Annotated in this window: 18 protein-coding genes; 6 read left to right on the top strand and 12 right to left on the bottom strand. The window is 61.4% G+C overall.

The genetic code is table 11. The annotated features are described in order from the left end of the window. Positions 1-164 precede the first annotated feature (164 nt). Positions 165-1,550: a ferredoxin reductase family protein gene (locus Q7J44_RS17775; protein WP_304882212.1), complete on the bottom strand. Its 1,386-nt coding sequence runs from the start codon at positions 1,548-1,550 to the stop codon at positions 165-167. Continuing rightward, on the bottom strand, positions 1,507-1,824 hold the full coding sequence (locus Q7J44_RS17770; RefSeq protein WP_043872236.1) for a PepSY domain-containing protein: 318 nt from the start codon (positions 1,822-1,824) through the stop codon (positions 1,507-1,509). The genes Q7J44_RS17775 and Q7J44_RS17770 overlap by 44 nt, the downstream gene beginning before the upstream one ends. Before the next feature lie 145 nt (positions 1,825-1,969). On the opposite strand from Q7J44_RS17770, the gene Q7J44_RS17765 reads away from it, so the two are divergent. From Q7J44_RS17765 to Q7J44_RS17745, 5 genes are all read left to right on the top strand, one after another. Further along, the gene (locus Q7J44_RS17765) at positions 1,970-2,629 is read left to right on the top strand and encodes a response regulator transcription factor (RefSeq protein ID WP_009503873.1); all 660 of its coding nucleotides are present in this window, start codon (positions 1,970-1,972) and stop codon (positions 2,627-2,629) included. Continuing rightward, positions 2,626-3,993: an ATP-binding protein gene (locus tag Q7J44_RS17760; protein WP_304882200.1), complete on the top strand. Its 1,368-nt coding sequence runs from the start codon at positions 2,626-2,628 to the stop codon at positions 3,991-3,993. The genes Q7J44_RS17765 and Q7J44_RS17760 overlap by 4 nt, the downstream gene beginning before the upstream one ends. A 377-nt stretch (positions 3,994-4,370) precedes the next feature. Further along, positions 4,371-5,606 carry a tyrosine-type recombinase/integrase gene (locus Q7J44_RS17755; RefSeq protein ID WP_304882198.1) on the top strand — a complete coding sequence of 412 codons (1,236 nt, stop codon included), beginning with the start codon at positions 4,371-4,373 and terminating at the stop codon, positions 5,604-5,606. Next, entirely contained in the window at positions 5,603-6,562 is a 960-nt protein-coding gene (locus Q7J44_RS17750; RefSeq protein ID WP_304882196.1) for a tyrosine-type recombinase/integrase, read from the top strand. The genes Q7J44_RS17755 and Q7J44_RS17750 overlap by 4 nt, the downstream gene beginning before the upstream one ends. Next, positions 6,555-7,457, top strand: coding sequence for a tyrosine-type recombinase/integrase (locus Q7J44_RS17745; RefSeq protein ID WP_304882194.1), 903 nt, complete (start codon positions 6,555-6,557; stop codon positions 7,455-7,457). Before Q7J44_RS17750 ends, Q7J44_RS17745 begins: the two co-directional genes overlap by 8 nt. On the opposite strand, the gene Q7J44_RS17740 is transcribed toward Q7J44_RS17745, so the two are convergent. The 3 genes from Q7J44_RS17740 to Q7J44_RS17730 all read right to left on the bottom strand — a co-directional run bounded on the left by Q7J44_RS17740 (position 7,397) and on the right by Q7J44_RS17730 (position 9,741). Continuing rightward, entirely contained in the window at positions 7,397-8,923 is a 1,527-nt protein-coding gene (locus Q7J44_RS17740) for an IS66 family transposase (RefSeq protein ID WP_304882192.1), read from the bottom strand. The two genes, Q7J44_RS17745 and Q7J44_RS17740, sit on opposite strands and share 61 nt — an antisense overlap. A 78-nt stretch (positions 8,924-9,001) precedes the next feature. Further along, positions 9,002-9,349, bottom strand: a complete 348-nt coding sequence (tnpB, locus tag Q7J44_RS17735; protein ID WP_135515593.1) for an IS66 family insertion sequence element accessory protein TnpB — start codon at positions 9,347-9,349, stop codon at positions 9,002-9,004. Further along, positions 9,346-9,741, bottom strand: a complete 396-nt coding sequence (locus tag Q7J44_RS17730) for a transposase (RefSeq protein ID WP_304882189.1) — start codon at positions 9,739-9,741, stop codon at positions 9,346-9,348. Before Q7J44_RS17730 ends, tnpB begins: the two co-directional genes overlap by 4 nt. Positions 9,742-9,828: 87 nt before the next feature. On the opposite strand from Q7J44_RS17730, the gene Q7J44_RS17725 reads away from it, so the two are divergent. Beyond that, positions 9,829-10,029, top strand: a complete 201-nt coding sequence (locus Q7J44_RS17725; RefSeq protein ID WP_304882188.1) for a hypothetical protein — start codon at positions 9,829-9,831, stop codon at positions 10,027-10,029. A gap of 73 nt (positions 10,030-10,102) precedes the next feature. Here the strand turns inward: Q7J44_RS17725 and Q7J44_RS17720 are convergent, their stop codons facing one another. The 7 genes from Q7J44_RS17720 to Q7J44_RS17690 form a co-directional block, all read right to left on the bottom strand. After that, entirely contained in the window at positions 10,103-10,279 is a 177-nt protein-coding gene (locus Q7J44_RS17720) for a hypothetical protein (RefSeq protein WP_288996053.1), read from the bottom strand. Between the two features lie 389 nt (positions 10,280-10,668). Continuing rightward, entirely contained in the window at positions 10,669-11,142 is a 474-nt protein-coding gene (locus Q7J44_RS17715) for a hypothetical protein (RefSeq protein ID WP_304882182.1), read from the bottom strand. Positions 11,143-11,242: 100 nt separating this feature from the next. After that, positions 11,243-13,414, bottom strand: coding sequence for a ParB/RepB/Spo0J family partition protein (locus Q7J44_RS17710; RefSeq protein ID WP_304882180.1), 2,172 nt, complete (start codon positions 13,412-13,414; stop codon positions 11,243-11,245). A gap of 130 nt (positions 13,415-13,544) precedes the next feature. Then, entirely contained in the window at positions 13,545-14,654 is a 1,110-nt protein-coding gene (locus tag Q7J44_RS17705; RefSeq protein ID WP_304882179.1) for a helix-turn-helix domain-containing protein, read from the bottom strand. 203 nt (positions 14,655-14,857) lie between these two features. Continuing rightward, complete coding sequence (locus tag Q7J44_RS17700) at positions 14,858-15,787, bottom strand: ParB/RepB/Spo0J family partition protein (RefSeq protein ID WP_304882177.1); 930 nt, start codon at positions 15,785-15,787, stop codon at positions 14,858-14,860. Then, complete coding sequence (repA, locus tag Q7J44_RS17695) at positions 15,777-16,922, bottom strand: plasmid partitioning protein RepA (RefSeq protein WP_159441474.1); 1,146 nt, start codon at positions 16,920-16,922, stop codon at positions 15,777-15,779. Before repA ends, Q7J44_RS17700 begins: the two co-directional genes overlap by 11 nt. 293 nt (positions 16,923-17,215) lie before the next feature. Further along, positions 17,216-18,052 (bottom strand): recombinase family protein (locus tag Q7J44_RS17690; protein WP_304882172.1); only part of this gene is annotated, 837 nt, incomplete at its 5' end.

Here is an 18,052-nt window from a genome sequence, read left to right as displayed (position 1 = left end):
GTCTGATGAGACCAATCTGGCGCGTCGACCTGAGGGCTTCCTGAAGCCCCAGCGATTCCTGCTTCAGCTTGCCGTCAGGAAAATGGCCCCGCCGATGAGGGCGGGGCCAAAAAGATGCAAGCGCAGGCTACAGGGCTGGCATGGCTATGCGCCCTGCCCCGCGTTCAGGCGAATTCGAACTGCTCGAAGCGGACACGGCGAGGCGTTTGGCCCTTTGCTTTCAAGCCCTTGAGAATCCCGTCCTTCAGACCGGTTGGGCCGCAGAACCACAGATCGGCTTGCCGGATCGCGAAAGGGACCGCGCCGATCAGGCGCTCGGCCGTGAGCCTGCCATCGCGCGTCGTGACGACGACCTCGAAACTGAACCTCGGGTTGCGGGCAGCCGCAGCGCGCAGCGTATCTACCCCAATCGCCTCCTCTTGTGTCCGAACGCAGTGGATGAGGTGAATGTCGCGGCTATCCGCTTCGCTCAGGCTTTCCGCCCAGGCGAGGAACGGCGTGATACCGATGCCGCCCGCCAGCCATATCTGGCGCGCACCGCCCTTGCGGAAATTGAACCGTCCATATGGCCCTTCGACCTGCACGCGCGTTCCGGTCCGCAAGATGGCGGGCAGGCTTCGTGTCCAGCCACCCAAGCCCCGGATGGAGAACGTCAGGGTGCCGTCAGGGCGCGGGGCGCTGGCGATCGTGAAGGGGTGCGGCTCGGACAGTCCTGCCTCTGGCGCGCGGAAGAAGGCGAATTGCCCCGGCCGCCACCGCATGGCCTGCCCCTCGGGGCGGAGGGTTAGCGTGGTGGTATCCTTGGTCTGGCTGATCTCTGTGACGGTGAATTCTCTACGCCGCAGGTGCGGGGCGACCAGCTCGGTAAATATCCACGCGATCACTCCGGCGATGCCGAATGTGTTCAGAAGCACCGAGAGCGATGGATCTACCTCTGTCGGCATGTCGACGAAGAACTGGTGAAAGACCACGATTGCAAAAAGGGCCCCCATGAAACGATGGCTGAACCGCCAGATCTGATAGGGGATTTCCAGTGGGGTGAAGGGCAATCTCCGGAACCAGCTGACAGCAACCAGGGCGAGAAGCGCGTTGAAGGCAAGTTCGCCCGCCCCTTCACCAAGTTCACCAAGGGAGGTTTCACGCACCAAACGCTCGAAATCCGGCTCGATCTGCTGGTGCAGGATCATCAGGACCATTGCGGAAATACCAAGCCACTTGTGGACCCGGTACATGCGATCGAGACCGCCGAACAATGGTTCCACCAGCGGCGGCCGTGCGGCGAGGATCAGGGTCTGTGCCATCGCGACAACTGCCGCGGCCCCGACGGCAATGCCAAGTGCTGCATCCGCGCCATAGGGCGCATAGGTGTTGAACCCGATCAGTGCCGCCAGCAGGCATGGCAACGCAACCAGCACCGGGCCCGTCAGAGCTAGAGGAGAGTTTAGGGAAAGCCGGGAGTGTGGCGGCAGGCCCGGCACCGGGACATTACCGTCGCGACGCGCTGCATCAGTCATCGTCGCGTCTCTCGTGATCCCGCTCGCGGCGATCATCCTCGTCGTCCTCGTATTCGAACTCGATTACCTCCAGCGTGGCCGGGTGGACAGTCACCTCGATCGCACGCCCCTCGGCATCCCTCCCATCGATCTCGTAGCAGCCGTCATCGATCTTGATCCGGCGCACCGTCCAACCATTTTCCTCAGCCAGCATGGCAACAGCATCGCGCGGCTGCCAGTCGGCCATCGGCACGAAGCAATCGTCGTCAGCCAGCGCCGCGCCGACCGGAAAGACCGCGAGAAAGCCGATAATTGTCAATGTCTTCTTCATGGGGCACACTCCTAGTGGCTCGCCTCTTGATGCCATTCATGCGCCGCGAAGCTGACGGCAGCCTGAAGGGGCTCGACCCACAAGCTTCAGCTTCGTGTCAGCCAGACGGATCATGGAGGGACATCAGGAAAGGACGGGTACGACCATGCGCATATTGCTGATCGAGGACGACACGACTCTTGGCGCTGCCGTGCGCGACCAGATCGCAGCTGATGGCCAGTCAGTAGACTGGGTCACGCGGCTAGACGCGGCGGCAGACGCGATGAGCGCAACCTCCTACGACCTGCTCTTGCTCGACCTCATGCTGCCAGACGGACGTGGTATCGGGTTCCTCAAGGGCCTCAGGACGCGTGGAGACGTGACGCCGGTCATCATCCTGACGGCGCTCGACCAGGTGTCCGATAGGATCGAAGGCCTCAATGCGGGCGCTGACGACTATCTTGTGAAGCCCTTCGACCTGTCGGAACTGTCGGCACGGATCGGATCGGTCGCGCGGCGCTACAGCGGCAACCCCAACCCGATCCTGACCCACGGACCGCTCGACATCGACCTTGCCGCGCGCAGCGTCCATCGGGATGGCAGACATGTGCCGCTGACGGCGCGGGAATGGGCGCTCTTCGAGGCCTTCCTGGCGCGTCCCGGGCAACTCCTGTCCAAGGCGCAGTTGGAGGAGAAGCTCTACGCTTTCGACGCCGAAGTCGAGAGCAACACCATCGAGGTGCACGTGAGCCGCCTGCGCAAGAAACTGGGGAGCGCCATCATTGAGACCGAGCGCGGCATGGGTTACCGGCTGGGCAAGCCATGATGTGGCCATCCAGCCTTCAGGTACGGCTCGGCTTGTCACTCGGCCTTGTGCTGACGATTCTCTGGCTCGCCGCCGCCACGGTTACCGCGGTGATCGTTCGGGGCGAGATGGATGAGGTCTTCGACAGCGCCCTGCGCGAAACCGCCGAGCGCATCCTGCCGCTGGCCGTGACCGACATCGTCGGGCGGGAAGATCAGGGTATGACGCAGCGCCTCGCGCCGATCCGTGAGCATGACGAGTTCTTCACCTACATCGTACGCGATGCCGAGGGACGCATTTTGCTGCAATCCCATGCGGCGGACCCTGCCGTGTTCCCTCCATACGATGGTCCGGGATTTGGGCAGAACGCCACACATCGCCTCTACAGCGACGCGGTGCTCCAGGGGACGATCAGCATCACCGTGGCCGAACCGTTGGCGCATCGCGCTTCGGTTGCTCGGGAAATCCAGATGAGCCTCGGCCTGCCGCTGCTGGTCGTGCTGCCGTTGGCGCTCGCGTCGATTATTCTCGCTGTGCGCTTCAGCCTCGCCCCTCTCCATCGGTTCCGTACGCGGCTTGAAGTGCGCGGCGTGCGCGACCTGTCAGAAGTACCCGCGGCCGACCTGCCGACCGAAATCGGACCGCTGGCCGCAACCATGAACAGCCTTTTGGCTCGGTTGCGCGACGCGTTCGAGGCTGAGCGAAGTTTTGCAGCCAATGCGGCTCATGAACTAAGGACACCATTGGCGGGCGCTATCGCCCAGGCGCAGCGACTGCGGTCAGAGACCAAAGATCCGACCATCGACGCCCGTGCCGCCGAGATCGAGGCGACGCTCAAGCGTCTCACTCGGCTTTCCGAGCGTCTCCTGCAGCTTGCGCGGGCCGAAGGCGGTAGACTTCGGATGGACCAGAGCGCTGATGTCAGAACCATCATTCGGGTCGTGGTGGAAGATATTGCGCGCAGCACAGAGAACGGGCGCCTTATGTTGAACTTGCCGGACACGCCTGTCTTGTCTGATATCGACCCCGACGCATTGGGAATTCTGTGCCGGAATCTGGTGGAAAACGCCCTACGCCACGGGGCGCAGAATGCCCCAGTCGAGGTTACACTCACGAGCGACGGGCAGTTGATCGTGGCGAACGAGGGCCCCGCGGTAGCAACCGAAACACTCGAACGCCTGACAGGGCGCTTCGAGAGGGCAGATGCAAAAACTGATGGTAGCGGGCTTGGCCTCGCTATCGTCTCAGCCATCGCAGAACGGATCGAAACCTCTCTCTTGCTCCAGTCACCACGTCCCGGTGAAACTTCTGGATTTCAGGCATCCGTCAGATTGCCAACAGATGCTCCAAATGCCCATGTGAAAGATCGGGAGCATTGGCCTTGAAGTCTGACGCATCCCCGGCGACGTCATAGTTTGAAGAAAATTGCAGAAACGTAGGAAAGCTTTCTTATAGGAGAGCTATTTTCTTATATTTTTTCTGCACTTAGGACTGTTCTGTAGAGCAGGCCATCTGTCGGCGATAGCCACTTTTGCGCCAGGCCCTCGGGAAGTGAGGCCGAAGCCTCACCCGAAGGGATCGTATTCCGAGTTATGCGGACAGCCACATAACTCGGAGTATGACCCGTTCCAGATTATGGCCCGCTGAGGGCCATGACGCCTGCAAGCCCTTGTCGCGCCGAGCTTTTCGCTCGGCGCTACGCACTTGGAAGTGCGCATAATCGCGGGCTTCACTGCGATCTTCGTAGCAAAGGAGATCGAACATGCGACCAGGCAAACGCAAATTCATGTTGAAGGACGACCCGGGCAATTTGCTTGCCCCGGTGTTTGGAGCCTATCGGCAACGCTTGAGCGAAGGGAAGTATGCGCCCAAGGTGCAAGCGCTGTACTTCGCAACCGTTTTCCATTTCGGCGACTGGCTCAAAACCAAAGGCGTTGCCCTTGGAGAGGTCCGGGATCGGCACATCCGACAGTTTCTCGCCGATCACATGCCGTCTTGCGAGTGTGATCGTCATACGCGCGGCGACACACACACAAATCGCGCAGCCCTGCATCTGCTCCGGCGGGTCATGGAGGGCACTGGGTTCGCTGTGACGCGGACCCTGACGCCAATGGATGCGGAGCTTTCGCGCTTCGACGCGAAGATGCGAGAGGTCTGGGGCTATTCCGAAAGCACACGGGCAGCGCGGTGCCGGATTATCAAGCGTTTTCTCATAGCCACTGTTGGTGCCCAATCCATTGATATAGTGGTCATTTCAGGGTCAGATGTGTCGCGCTTTATCATCGGGGACGGCACCCGCAGCGCAAGTTGCGCACGTGGGCTGTCTGGCGCGATCCGCTGCTTCCTGCGGTATCGCCAGTTGATCGGCGATGACGTCACACCTTTGCTTGCAGGTTTGCCGCGCCCCCCGCGACCCAAGCCTTCCACCCTGCCAGACGTTCTCAAGGACGTCGAAGTCGACGCGCTGCTGCAGTCGTTCAGTGCTGACTTTCCTCAGTGCCGGCGCGCGTTCGCAATCGCCAGATGCCTGATCGATCTTGGTATGCGCTCTTCCGAGGTGGCCGGACTGACCCTTGAAGACATCGACTGGCAGCGCGGTACGATCCGGGTCACCCATCGCAAAGGACGCCGTGCAGATATTCTGCCGCTGCTGGAAGCGACTGGTAAGGCGATCGCAGACTACATCCTGCATGAGCGCCCTGCGCCCGCTTGCCTCAACATTTTCGTCCGACACAGGCCACCTATCGGTGAACCGATAGGACGACGCGCCGTTCAGACGACGATGCTGGCCGCCTACCGTCGTCTGGGCTGGGATCGCACCCGGGTTCATATTCTCCGCCACACCCTGGCAACACGGCTTCTGGCGAGGGGTACACCAATGCCCGTTATAGCGGACGTCATGGGCCATCGCAGCCTCGATACGACAGTGATTTATACCAAGCTGGACAGCGCATGGTTGTCCAAGGTGTCACTGGCATGGCCGGGAGGCGCACAATGAACAGGACTCTCACACAGGCCGCAGCCGCATATCTTGATGGCCGCTACCGCCACGGGTTCATCCCCACGAACGCCGATAATCACGTATCATCATTTGCAAGATTTTCCGCGGATTGCGGCCATACCTGGCCGATGACCGCGGACCTTTGTCTGAGATGGGCACGCGAGGGCGCCGCACATGCCGACCCGTTCACCTGGGCACGTCGCCTCGAAGCGCTGCGTCCGTTTTCGCGTTATCTGTCGGAGCTTGACCCTGCCACCAGCTTTCCGCTCGGAAGTCCATTCGGACGCAAGACACGGCGGCTGGCGCCCCACATATATTCGGCCGATGAGGTCCGCAGGATTGTCGAGGAAGCTGGCCAGCTGATGGCAACACCGGCTTTGCGCCCCGCGCTTCTTTCGACACTGTTCGGCCTGCTCGCCTCAACCGGCTTGCGGATATCCGAGGCATTGGCCTTGCGCCTCGCCGACACCGATCTTGGACATGGTCAGTTAACCATCAAGGCCAGCAAGTTCGGAACAAGCCGGTTGGTCCCTCTCCATCCCACGACAATCCAGGCGCTGGAAGCGTTCGTTTCAGCACGCGGGCAGGCTGTGGCCGCAGGGAAGGAGACGCATCTGTTTTCACTTCATGGCGACGGACGGCCGGTACCGTATTCCAATGTCCTATACGCTTTCTCGCGATTGCCCGTGATCAACGAGATCCGGCCAAGGGGAGGGCACGCTCGGGTCCGGATCCATGACCTGCGGCACACCTTCGTCTGTCGAAGATTGATGATCTGGCTCGATGAAGGCGTCGACATAGACAACGCCGTTCTCGCGCTTTCGACCTATGTCGGGCACGCCAAGCCGGTCAGCACCTATTGGTACATGGAGGCTATTCCCGAACTGATGGCGCTGACCAGTGCGCGCTTCGAGCGAACGATCTGCGTCATGGAGGAGAACAGCCATGCTTGATCGAGCCCAGAAACCATCATTTGCGAAGCTGCTGCAGAAGTTCTTCGTCGACCACCTTGGCCAACAAAAGGCTGTCAGCCGCCACACGATCGCGGCCTATCGTGACACTTTCCAACTGCTCCTGCAGTTTGCGCAGGTCGACATCAGGAAAGCCCCGACAGACCTGACCATGGGCGACATGAATGCTGCCCTGATCCTCGGGTTCCTCGACCATCTCGAGAAGGTCAGAGGGAATAGCGTGCGCAGCCGGAACGCTCGGCTTGCGTCAATCAGGGCTTTTCTCAAATACGCCGCACACCATGACTTCGGGGCTTTGGCAACGATTGAGCAGGTCCTTGCGATTCCGATGAAGCGCCATGACAAACCCCTCGTCGGCTTCCTTTCGAAAGCCGAGATTGACGCGATCCTGAACGCGCCTGATCCTGCCACGTGGACCGGACAGCGTGATCGCGCGATGCTCATGCTGATGTATAACACCGGGGCACGGGTCTCCGAGGTCGCCGTTTTGCGCCTGGATGACTTGGTCCTCGGGCCGAGTTCAGTCGTACATCTCAAGGGGAAGGGCCGCAAACAACGCAGTGTTCCTCTTTGGCTGCAGACAGCAGCCACGCTCCGCAAATGGGTGGATCAAATTGACCAGCGGGACGGAAGCAGGCCCCTATTTCCAAGTGCGACGGGCAAGCCGCTGACACGATCCAGCATCGCGAGGCGGCTGGAGCTTGCAGTGGGCAAGGCCGCGGTGGCACATCCCGAACTCTCCAAGCGCACGGTGTCGCCGCACATCATCCGACACTCGACAGCCATGCACCGTATCCGTCCGGTGTCGGCGCGGTTTCAGGCGTTTTCGGCCTGCCAGTTCCACGGCATGAGATCTTCGATGCGATTGATCTTGTGATCAGGCAGGCGCTGGAGGACCCATGTGAGCCACGCTTCGGGGTCGACATCGTTCATCTTGGCGGTTTCGATGAGTGTGTAGGCGATTGCGGCAGCTTTGCCGCCGCCGATTGACCCCATGAACAGATAATTCTTCCTTCCAAGGGCAATAGGCCTGATCGAGCGCTCACAGGTGTTGTTATCCAGCTCGAGACGCCCGTCGCTGAGATAGCCGCGCGCTTTTGGCATGCGGTTCAGCGCGTAGCGGATCGCTTCGGCCAGCTTGGTTTTACCGGAGATCTTGCGCAGCTGCGCCTGCAGCCAAAGCTCTAACTCATCAAAGACCAGCTTGGCGTTGGCCTGCCGCAGGGTCACACGCTCTTCCGGGGATTTGCCCCGCGTCTCCTTCTCCACAGCATAGAGCTGTGCAATCTGCTTGATCGCCTGTTGGGCAATGGGGGAACCGGTGCGCTCGACCTCGTCGACAAATTTGCGGCGCACATGGACCATGCAGGCTTGCTCATCGGCTTTGCCTTTGCCGAACAAGCCGTTGAACCCGGCAAATCCATCGGCATGGACCGTGCCCGTATAGCCCGCGAGATGGTTGGCGGGGTGCTCGCCCTTCCGATCGACACTGAACTGATACCAGGCGCAGGGGGGTGCTGCCCCGCACCACGGGCGTTCGTCCCGGACGTAACTCCAGAGCCGGGCCGTTTTGGTTTTTGTAGTGTTGGCGCGCACTTGCAGTTTTACGGGGGTATCGTCTGCAAACAGGGCTGGCCCCGCCCGGACCAGTTTGCCGATATGCTCGGCCAGAGGCTCCAGCAGTGCCGTCGTGCGCCCAACCCAGTCGCTGAGCGTGGAGCGGTGCAAATCAACCCCTTCGCGGGCGTAGATCTTGGATTGCCGCTCAAGCGGCAGGTGATCACAATATTTGCCGACCAGCATGTGCGCCACGAGGCCGGGTCCGGGTCGCCCGCGCTCGATCAGGCGCGATGGCAATGGGGCTTGGGCGAAAGCTTCACAGCAGGTGCAGGCCATGCGCGGGCGGATGAAGCGACGCACAACGAAGTGACCTGGGATATAATCCAGCTCTTGGGTGATATCCTCGCCCACCTGGCGCAGGGTGCCGCCGCATCCAGTGCATGCTTCACCGGGCGACAAGACCTCATCGTGCCGATCCAGATGATCTGGCAGTGGCTTGCGGCTGTGCTGGCGCTTGTTGGTCGGGGTCTCTTCATCACCGGGTGGTTGCCCGGTGAGTTGATCCTTTGCGGCCTGCGCGATCTCGTCGTCTTCCGGCAGATCCAGCGCCAATTGGTCTATGCCCTCTGACTTCGTGCCAAAACGCGCCTTGCGGTGACCATGAAGCTCAGCCTTCAGCTTCTCGATCTGGTAGGCTTGAGACTGGATATGCTGGGCCATCTGCACGCTGATCGCGCGCAGCTCATCAGGATCTTCAGGCAGGGATTTGAAGGCCTCCAGCATGGCATAATTTATACCGGATCGCCCCATAAGAGGGAACGCAAAACTGCGCTAAATCCTATGTTTTGTTGAGACTTTGCCTCACCCCGCGACCAGCGGTCGCCAGGTTTTTTGTGGGGTCCGCCAGTCGATCCCTTCGAGCAACATCGACACTTGTGATGGGCTTAGACTGACTTTACCTTCCTTGGCAGCAGGCCAGACAAACCGGCCCCGTTCCAGCCGCTTTGTAAACAGGCAGGCCCCCTGAGAATCCCACCAAATGATCTTCAAAAGATCACCCCGGCGACCACGGAAGACGAACATGTGGCCCGAATACGGGTCCTCGGCCAGAACCTGTTCGGCCTGTGCCGCCAGCGTATTGAAACCGCGTCGCATGTCCGTGACGCCGGCCGCCAGCCATACCCGCGTGTTGCTTGGCACCGGGATCATTGCGCCAGTGCCTCGACCATCGCCACGATCGCTGACAGCGCGGTGGCACCCTCCACCAATATCCGCCGACCATCCGACAACGTGATGTCCACACGCTGCGCAGTGATGGAGCCTACCGAAGGAGTGGGCAAAACGGGTGCTGCCGGGACAGGCTCCATGCCCGCAACCTCGACTGGGAGAAAGGTTACTCCTTCAGGCACCGACAAATCCGCAGCCTGATCCTCTGATGTAAACCGAGGATCGCGAAGCCATTTATGGATCAGGTTGGTGTTCATCGCGTAGCGCCGCGCAACCTGCGCAACCGAGACACCAGAAACCCGCGCCTGCGCGCAGATCGACAGCTTCTCTTCGTCTGACCAGACCCGCTTCTTCTGGCCCTTCTTGCCCGCCATCGCTTACCTCAAGATGTCCACTTCCGATGGTGGACATCTAGCAGGCACTCCATCACGTCGTCAGAGCGGGGAAACCGGACAGATACCATGCACCTGCTGCAATCCGGTGTCGACATTTCCGTCATCGCGCTCTGGCTCGGGCACGAAAGCCCAACGACAACGCACGTCTATCTATCGGCGGATATGGTGATGAAGGAAGAAGCCCTGCTTCGCCTTCAGCCAGCAGACGTTGGTCGGGCACGGTACAAAGCACCGGACAATCTCTTGGCTTTCTTGAAAAGCCTCTGATTATGCGCACTTCCAAGTGCGTAGCGCCGAGCGAAAAGCTCGGCGCAACAAGGGCTTGCAGGCGTCATGGCCCTCAGCGGGCCATAATCTGGAACGGGTCATACTCCGAGACGATCACGACCTCGTCGCCGTCGATTTCATCGGCGGGGACTGCGCCGAAGGTTCCATCCCCTGCCTGGAAGACGACGATCGAGACCATGAGCGTGGCGGCGAGGGAGGCGGCGAAGGCGTGTGCATCTTTACGGGACATCTTTTGGGCTCCTGTCTTGGAGGCGGGGGACCATCCCCCGCGCGACAGGACCTCGAAGGCCCGAATACTGGCTGACATCACCGGGTGCGTTCGGCTCGTCCGAATCCGCCCGGCGGCACGGGCTCGCCCGTAGTCCGACCCCCCGCGGGTTGATTTTGATGCCAGGATTCGGGGCAAGGAAGGGAATGGCGAGCGGGGGATGGTGCCCTGACGACTGGAGCCGGTTGTCCCGCTGATGCTTGGAACGCCGCCAGCCTCCCGGGCAGGCTCTTGGTTGAAGACCTCCGTCTTGGGGCATGGATCCTCTGGCGCCCCGCGTCATCGCGGGACGAGGGTGTGGTCGGTGAGAGGCCCGCCCCTTCGGCAGGCCCCTCACGCAGTGTCAGGGCTCAGGCGGCCAGGTCTGCGTCCCCTGCCCTATCGCCGTCCTCGGCACCGACGATCTCGAGCCGCGCGTTGCGATAGCCCTCTCGTGCGATCCAGAGCTCGGCCGCGGTGATCGATTCCGCCAGATGCAGGAGCTCGGTGTTGCCACCGAAGTCCAGAAGCACGCGGACCTGCCCCAGCTGTGGTTCCTCGGCGACCTCGAAGACCAACCGGCTGTCCGCTGAATGGCTGCGCATGATGGTGACGAGGATGACCCCGTCCGAGGCGAAGTTCCCCTCATGCAGTGTGAAACTCGCAGGCGCGGTCCATGTCGGGTAGACGCGCGGCGGTTCCTTTTTCACAAGACGACCGGCGCCGTTTGAACGCTCCCAGGTCGCCAGCTTTTTGGTGAAGCGTGCTGGCGGCTTGGGACTGCCGTCAGTGTAGCGGATCAGCGCCCCAAGGGGGGCAGTGTTGAGAATGGTTTTTGCAGACATGTTTCCTCATCCCGAATGGGAGCGTTCGCATTCATCATATTGATATTACTGTATTTTGTTGGAATGAGGGGCGGGTTTCCCCGCCCCCAGATGGCTCAGATCACTCTGCGGCCATCATCGAGGCATTGCCGTCGGGCAAATCAGCCATCAGGAAGGCCGGGAGATCGACCTCTTCGAGCTGGCCAGCGTCCTCCCCCTGCCCTTCTCCGACCGCCTCGCCGTCGAACGTCACCAGATCGGCCCGGCGCAGGACCTCGGGCAACCAGCCGCTTCCCTTGAGGAGCCGCTCGGCTTCCGTGGCCATCTCGCCCTTCTTCAGGTGATCGAGGAGCTGCGCAGTCCCCTCCCCCTTCGCCTCGCGCACGGCCTCGAGGATCCGGGCTTTGGGCACACGGTTGAGGTAGCCATCAACCGTCGGCTCCCAGCCCGCTTCGACCATGTCGAGATCGACAGCTCGCGCCACGAAATCAGCATGGGCCATGCGGCGGGTCAGGCCGCTGGCGGAGATGCCCGCGCCATATGGGTTCACCTTCTCATGGAGCGCATTGATCCCGAAGCTGAGGCAGTGCGCGAGGAGCGCCAGACGGCTGCCCTGGTCGAGGACCGTCAGATAGTCCCAGAGCGCGGCATCGTCGCCGAGAGGCAGATCGGCCTCCCATCCAGCGTGACGCTCGTCGACCAGCTTGGCAGCGATGCTGTCCTTCAGATCGGGCGCCTGCGCCGACATGTAGACGTGACGCACCGATGCCTCGAGACAGCTGCCCGTCGCAGAGGAGGTACGGAAGGTGTCCGTCACCAGCTTCAGGAGCAGGAGCGTCAGCGCGACATCCGGCGACCGCCCGATGGCTTCGCGCAGTGCGAGGGTCCGGTGGGCCGTCAGTTCCATGACCAGCCGCTCGGGTAGCGGCTTCAACGCGCCGTCGTCGTCCTCCTCGGACGGTTCAGCGCCGATTGGCTGACCTCCCGAGGTGATGACGGTGCCGCCCCCGGACGACACCGACGCTTGCCAGTCGGAACCACCAGCATCACCCCCCTGCCCCATCGCATCCGCGCCATCTCCATCTCGGACCGCGGCCTCCTCGCGCGGCTCGTCCTCGGGCCGGACATAGCCGCGATAGACCGCGAGACTGCCGTCCCGATCCAGTGTGACGAAGACGCCCGCGCGCGGGATCTCGGCATCATCGTAGATCAGAGGCCGTTGTTCGAGCGCTTCCATCGCCATCTCGAGCTGACCGAGCCGGGCATCGATCTCCTCGGGGTATTCGTCTTGGCCGGAGTATTCCTCCTCCAACGCGCGGTACTCGGCGAGGAGCACAGCGTGGGCCGCGCTTTCCTCGTCGGCCATCGGCGCGGGTTCACCGGCGAGACGCCGCAGACCGTGGCTGTAGCCATAGGGCAGGTCGGTCGCCACCTCGATCCACTTCCAGCCTTCGGCGACCAGCGCCTCGGCTTCAGCCTGAAGCTTCTCGGTGACCAACCGGTCGAGAAGGGCAGGGTCCTCGAGCCACCCACCGTCATCGCCCTGGAAGAGATCACGCAGGACGACACCGTCCGCCGCCTCATAGGCATCGACCCCGACGAAGACCGCGCGACGATCAGACGCCCGGACCGAGGTCTCGGTCAGCATACGCCGGATCGCGTAAGGCTCCTTGTTCCAGGAGTTCTTCACAGCCTCCCAGACCTGCACCTGACGCGCGTGATCCGGGTTCACCGTGAAGGCCATCAGCTGCTCGAGCGTCATCCCCTCCTCGGCATAGACTTCGAGCAGGTCAGGGGCCACGGAGGCGAGCTTCAGGCGCTGCCTGACGATCTGCGGCGTGACGAAGAAGGCGGCCGCGATCGCTTCCTCGCCCTGACCCTTCTCGCGCAGGGCCTGGAATGCGCGGAACTGGTCGAGCGGGTGCAGGGCGACGCGCTGCATGTTCTCCGCCAGCGAGTCGTCCTCGGCGAGGATCTCCGACGCCGCATCCCGCACAATGCAAGGGATCGGCGCCGACTTCGCCAGCCGCTTCTGCTTCACCAGCAGCGACAGCGCCTGGAAGCGACGACCACCGGCCGGGATTTCGAACAGCCCGGTTTCGACGCCCTCGGCATCGAGCATGGGCCGGACGTTCAAGCCCTGCAGCAGGCCGCGCCGCCCGATGTCCTCTGCAAGTTCCTCGACCGAGACGCCCGCCTTGATGCGCCGCACGTTGGATTGGCTCAGCACGAGCTTGTCGAAGGGGATGTCCCGTGAGGGGGACAGGGTGATTTTCTGGGCTGCTTTCGCCATCAGATCTTCTCCACGACGGGCGCCGGAAGCCACTCTCCCGATCTCACCTCCCGTCACCCCTCAAACCCCCAACCTTTCCCTCTCTTCGGCGTTCTTGACCGCGGTCAAGAAATCCAAGCTGCATGTTCTATTAGCCCAGGATCGTTTCAAAGTATGCCTCGGGCTGCCTGATCGTTTCTCCTTTCCCCAACAGGTAATCTAAGATCACTAGAAGCCGTCCAGCGCCGGTTTTCTGGAGGCCACGCATCAGCTTTTCTTGGCGTATTCTAAGCAATCGCCCGATATCGAAGAGAACGCGGTTGAGGGCTTCTCCTGTTCGAGGTGGGTCTGGAAAGAAGTCAGAGACATGTGTGAAGTCTGTCCATGACATTTTTGCAGGGTCTCGGTTCATGGAGGGCGCCGCAATCTTTTGGTCAGCGCTGGTCTGCTTTGCCTGCGCGTCTTTCTTAATAAGTTCTTTTTTTATGGACTCTATCTGCCGGTCATTTTGCCCGTTCCTGGCGGACATTTCGCGCGTGCAATCTTGGGTGAGGGCTTGGTCGCGTGATTGGATTTCGTCCACGGGCGCGCTTGAATTCTCGCACTCTCCGTAGCTCTGCGCGGCGTTGGCTCCGAGTTCTCGGAGATCACCGATGATCTGCAAGACTGCATCAACCGTGAGGGTTGCTCGTCGAAGGATGTTCCTGATCGCTCCGAGTGAGGACAACCGCGCTTCGTCGAGGCGCTGGTCCTGAAGGAGGGATGCGCGCAGTGCTAGTGCTTCTGCCCTGAGGGAGCGAAGGCGTTCACGCTTCTCCGCAACCTTCAACGCTTCGGCCGCCAGTGCGTCGTGGTTCTGTATCAGTGGGTTCAGGTCGATCCCAAACGCGTCCCGGATGATGCCGCCATACCGCAGGGGGAAGCGTTTGCCGTTTGCCGAGTTCTTCCGGTCAATGAGGCCGGCTGCGTCAAGACGGCCCAAGCAGCGACGTAGGGTTCTCTCATCGACGCCGTTTGCGCGCTCAGACAAGGAAGCATTGGAGGGGAACACAACGGTAAGTTTGGGTGGGGTCTCACCACTTGTGGTTTGTCGATCACGGGGAAGAAAGCTGATCAGGGCCGTCAAGACTGTGATGTCGTTGCTCGTCAGGCCAAGTTCTTTCCGCAGGGCGCGTACCGGTCCCAGAAGTTCGTAGATAGTAGGGCAGGCAACAGCTCTCGGTTCCGCCATGGCGGTTCGTGTTTGGGTTACATGTCTCATAGTGTTTCGGAAGAAAAAGCTTCCCCGGTCACCGCGAGCGGTGTTGAACTCGATTCGTTTTGGGGGTATCAATCAGGTGTCGAGACTGATTGAGGCCCTTCGGAAGCACCGCTTTCGGGGGGTCTTTCCTTTTCTAGCCGGTCCTCCTTTCGTTTTCTGCTCGTTGCTCTTGATATCTTGACCGCGGTCAAGACACGGGGTCGTCACTCTGGGCCATCTTGACCGCGGTCAAGAAGCTCGCTGATCAGCTTTCGGATGGCGTCTTCAACGCGCGGGGCAAGGTCAGCGTCCACATCGATGGTGATGCGGTTGCCTTTGCGGCCGATCTTCACGCGCTCACCGTGCTCAACCTTGGGTGTAGCTGCCTTGGTGGCCGTGAGCAGCGCGACCGCTGCGTCAAGTCGGTCCGGGCCTGGCAAGTTGCGGGGGATTTCACGGGCAACTTCTCTGGCTCTCGCGACGTCCTTCTCGCACAGCCTGAAAAGCTTCTCCCAGACCCGCCGACCAACGCCATGTGCAGGTCCGATGGCATGAATCAGCTCCATCGGAATGCCGGTGGCGATACGGTTCATCCGCGAGACGAGCGACTCGTCGATCTGAAGTGCCCGATAGGCGATGGTCTGGGCGTTCTTGCGTGTCTCGTCAGTTTTACCAAGTTCCCGAATGATCCCAGCGACGAACAGGGCCCTCTCGATAAACGAGGGGTCTTGGCGGGCATTGTTCTCTACGCCCTGGGCGATCAGTGCTTCCTCTTCGGTCATCTCCATGACCGTGGCGCGCACTTTCTGACCAAGTTCACGACAGGCGAGAAGCCTGCGGCGTCCATAGACGATCTCAAGTGCCCCGTCTTGGGTTCGGCGGACAAGAACCGGAACCTTTTGCCCGTGCTCACGGATCGACGCGACGAGCTCCTCGAGGCCATCGCTCGGATCGATGCGATCCATGACCGCGGACATTCGCACAGTGCTCGGGTCGATCAAGCGCGTGGCGTGTTTGTCTTCTTCCAACACCGATGCTTGCGCTCGAGCGACAGTTGGGCTCGTGCGCTTCAGATCGATATCCGCATCCTCATCCGACGTTGACGCTTTACCCATCGCGTTCTTGAGTGAGTCCCCGAAGACCTTACGCGCCATGACTACGCCCCCATGCCTTGAGGATTTCGCGCTCAACTTCATCGGTCACGCGTGAAACGGACTCGATCGCACGCTCGTATGTTCTGCGGTTCACGTCGCGGGGTTCGACCTCAAAGATGCTCTGCTGGGTGTTTGCGGCATCACCTACCGCCGTCGACTTCAGGAACTCGGCAGGGAGGACCGCATCGCCAAGGACCGTTCGAAGCAGAGAAGAGATCTGGACCTGTGGACCGTCGGTGTTCTCGTACCGGGTGATCAGCACCCGAACGAAGTTCAGGCCGTGCTCGGGAGCATGCGCCTCGACGACGCCCATCAGGTTGCTCGCCATGCCGAGAAAGCTAGCCAGAGACATCACATCAAGCATGGACGCGTTGAGCGGGATCAGGACCCCAGTGGAAGCAAAGAGGGCGGAGATCACCGAGAAGTTCAGCTGCGGCGGGGTGTCGAAGATCACCACATCATATCGGCTCAGGACAGGCTCAAGCGCTTCACGGATCCGACTGTGGAAGGTGGTGGCGCCGTGTCTGAAGCTCAAAGCGACCTCGAACTCGTACTCCATGATGTCCATGGAGGCCGGGATCAGATCCACTGTCGGGAAGTTCGTTTTGCGAATGATATCTGAGGCGGGCAGGGGCCCCTCGGATCGGATCAGATCGTAGGAGGTCGGCATGTCCGGATCGAGCTCAGGGGTAACCCCGAACAGGTTTGTCAGACTTGCCTGGCTGTCGAGGTCGATGAGCAGGACCCGATAGCCGCGAAGGCCCAGAAGCTGACCAACATGAGCAACGGTCGACGTTTTTGCGCTGCCGCCCTTCAGGTTGAAGATCGTCACGACCTGGCACGGTTCGCCGGCTCTTCTGTGAGGGTGTTCATCGGGCTTGATCCTACCCGTCTCAAGAAGGACGCGTTGGGCTTCGACCATGTCCTCGGCAGTGAAGCTGCGGCGGTTGCCACCCTCGAGGATGCCTTCCGGAAAGCCTTCGAGATTTGACACATGATGGCGGAAGGTGTTCTGGTTGATCCGAAGCAGATCGGCGGCTTCCCGCATCGCGAAGCGACGGAGACCCTTCTGGGCATCCGGTGGGAACGTCTCCTGCGCATGTTCACGCAACCGGCTACCGAGCCGCTTGGACATGACATCGAATCTTTGAGATGCCCGTATCCCGCTCATCACTGCCCTCAAGTCTTTATTGTTTTGTAGACCTTAACAGTTTTGGTGAGTAAATCCAGCCCAATCCGTTGAGCGGCCTAGAGGTGTTGAGGCGGCAGATTCCTGACGAGAAAAAACCGTGAAGTATCAGCGTCTTGGGCGGCCTTGTTCGCAGAGCACTTCAACAGTTCGTAGCCCGCGATGTCATGGCCACAACATGTATTGTCGATGCCTACCTAACGCAGATCTTCAGAATCGCGCGACCGATTCCCACGACTTCACGCAAGCAGCCCCAGCCTCTCAGCCCTCTCCAGCAGCATCTTCACGGATGACGGCTGCCAGCTTGTCCGCCCGCGGGGCGTGCGCTCGCGCATTGCTTCCAGTCGGGTGCAGATTGCCTGAAGCGTGATGTCGGGATCCGCGCCTTTGATGGCGGCGACGATGGCGGGCAGGCGGTCGTCGGTTTCGCGGCGGCCGGCGCGGGCCAGCACAGTCTCGGGCAGAAAGCCGTCGCGCACATAGGCGTTCACGGCACGTAGCAAGCGGCTTTGGGTCCATCGGCGCTCGCGGGGCAAGGGGCCGTTGACGATACGCAGCACGTCCTCCCAGGCCATATCGGGGCGCAGGCGACGGACATGGGGGACCCAGTCTTGCGCCGTCTCATTGAGGCGCTCCATATAGCCGTCCTGCCGCGCCAGCCGCACCTTGCGCAGCGCGGCCGGATCACGGGCGCGCAGGCCCGGATTGCCGCCGACCCGGCCTTTGGTTCGTGCGCTGGCCAACCCCGCCTTGGTGCGTTCGCGGATCAGGGCACGCTCAAACTCGGCGGCGGCGCCCAAGACCTGGAGGGTGAACTTGCCCTGCGGGGAGGACGTGTCGATCGGGTCCATGAGCGATCGGAAGAAGGCGTTCTTGGCCTCCAGCCGTTCGATCACCTCGAGGAGGTGGGAGAGCGACCGCGCCAGGCGGTCGATGCGCACCACCACCAGCGTGTCGCCCTTGCCGATCCGCTCGAGCACGCGGGCCAGCACAGGCCGCGCGCGGTTCCCTCCCGATGCTTGCTCTTCATGGATCTCGACGCAGCCCGCGGATTTCAGGGCCTGCGACTGGGGCAG

Origin of the sequence: Pseudotabrizicola sp. (assembly GCF_030656345.1) — a bacterium.
Taxonomy (GTDB): Bacteria; Pseudomonadota; Alphaproteobacteria; order Rhodobacterales; family Rhodobacteraceae; genus Pseudotabrizicola.
Note: the sequence above shows the minus strand (reverse complement) of the source record. Positions and strands in the feature narration are given on the sequence as shown.

Bases quoted from the DNA above. Each gene is read 5' to 3' on its own strand.
- Q7J44_RS17775 (WP_304882212.1), bottom strand. From the start codon at position 1,550: ATGATCGCCGCGAGCGGGATCACGAGAGACGCGACGATGACTGATGCA.
- Q7J44_RS17770 (WP_043872236.1), bottom strand. From the start codon at position 1,824: ATGAAGAAGACATTGACAATTATCGGCTTTCTCGCGGTCTTTCCGGTC.
- Q7J44_RS17765 (WP_009503873.1), top strand. From the start codon at position 1,970: ATGCGCATATTGCTGATCGAGGACGACACGACTCTTGGCGCTGCCGTG.
- Q7J44_RS17760 (WP_304882200.1), top strand. From the start codon at position 2,626: ATGATGTGGCCATCCAGCCTTCAGGTACGGCTCGGCTTGTCACTCGGC.
- Q7J44_RS17755 (WP_304882198.1), top strand. From the start codon at position 4,371: ATGCGACCAGGCAAACGCAAATTCATGTTGAAGGACGACCCGGGCAAT.
- Q7J44_RS17750 (WP_304882196.1), top strand. From the start codon at position 5,603: ATGAACAGGACTCTCACACAGGCCGCAGCCGCATATCTTGATGGCCGC.
- Q7J44_RS17745 (WP_304882194.1), top strand. From the start codon at position 6,555: ATGCTTGATCGAGCCCAGAAACCATCATTTGCGAAGCTGCTGCAGAAG.
- Q7J44_RS17740 (WP_304882192.1), bottom strand. From the start codon at position 8,923: ATGCTGGAGGCCTTCAAATCCCTGCCTGAAGATCCTGATGAGCTGCGC.
- tnpB (WP_135515593.1), bottom strand. From the start codon at position 9,349: ATGATCCCGGTGCCAAGCAACACGCGGGTATGGCTGGCGGCCGGCGTC.
- Q7J44_RS17730 (WP_304882189.1), bottom strand. From the start codon at position 9,741: ATGGCGGGCAAGAAGGGCCAGAAGAAGCGGGTCTGGTCAGACGAAGAG.
- Q7J44_RS17725 (WP_304882188.1), top strand. From the start codon at position 9,829: ATGCACCTGCTGCAATCCGGTGTCGACATTTCCGTCATCGCGCTCTGG.
- Q7J44_RS17720 (WP_288996053.1), bottom strand. From the start codon at position 10,279: ATGTCCCGTAAAGATGCACACGCCTTCGCCGCCTCCCTCGCCGCCACG.
- Q7J44_RS17715 (WP_304882182.1), bottom strand. From the start codon at position 11,142: ATGTCTGCAAAAACCATTCTCAACACTGCCCCCCTTGGGGCGCTGATC.
- Q7J44_RS17710 (WP_304882180.1), bottom strand. From the start codon at position 13,414: ATGGCGAAAGCAGCCCAGAAAATCACCCTGTCCCCCTCACGGGACATC.
- Q7J44_RS17705 (WP_304882179.1), bottom strand. From the start codon at position 14,654: ATGAGACATGTAACCCAAACACGAACCGCCATGGCGGAACCGAGAGCT.
- Q7J44_RS17700 (WP_304882177.1), bottom strand. From the start codon at position 15,787: ATGGCGCGTAAGGTCTTCGGGGACTCACTCAAGAACGCGATGGGTAAA.
- repA (WP_159441474.1), bottom strand. From the start codon at position 16,922: ATGTCCAAGCGGCTCGGTAGCCGGTTGCGTGAACATGCGCAGGAGACG.